This window comes from Streptomyces sp. 4F14, from assembly GCF_048159485.1.
GTDB lineage: Bacteria > Actinomycetota > Actinomycetes > Streptomycetales > Streptomycetaceae > Streptomyces.
Window position 1 is genome coordinate 1 of the sequence record NZ_JBLRVY010000089.1, and the last position, 587, is coordinate 587.

The following is a 587-nucleotide window of genomic DNA, read 5'->3' on the forward strand; positions in this document are numbered from 1 at the left end:
CGTGGCGGGGAGATACCGCGCGTAGTCCGCCCCGTTGCTGTAGGACAGCGGGCCACCGACGACCACGGCGAGGCCGCCCCGAAGTGCGGCCCCCAGATCGGCGCCCTGCAGAGGGGTGTAGTCGGCCGGAGCGCTGCGCGCCTCAGACAGGACAAAACCGCCGAGGACCAACAAGCTGATTCCCAGGCTCACGCTGAACATCCAACTGGAGCGCACGATTGTCGCGTGGCCGTAGATGCTGATGCCGAAGGTCGCGACCCCGATGACCGCCGCAACCGCGATCTTGAGGGCGATGTTCAGCGAAACGCCCATCGACTCCAGCAGGGCGTAACTGACCAGTGACGCGGTGGCGAGATTGATCCCTTCGTAGGCCACCGAGGTGAGCCAGCTTATGCCCGCGCTGGCGTAGCGGTTTCCCTTGACACCGTAGATGGCGCGAGTGATAACCGAGCTCGGCGTTCCAGACGCTGCTCCGCTTCTAGCCGCGTAGCCCACAAACAGCCAGAAGCTGTTGCCAAGGACGACGACCGTCAAGGCCTGCGGGACAGACAGTCCGAGGACTGATAGGGCTCCTCCGATGATGAGGT

At 64.6% G+C, this 587-nt stretch carries 1 protein-coding gene; it reads right to left on the bottom strand.

Annotation, left to right across the window (positions count from 1 at the left end; all coding sequences use genetic code 11):
- Window positions 1–582 (bottom strand): cytosine permease (locus ACLZOT_RS49740; protein ID WP_416975950.1); only part of this gene is annotated, 582 nt, incomplete at its 3' end.
- Between the last annotated feature and the right edge of the window lie 5 nt (window positions 583–587).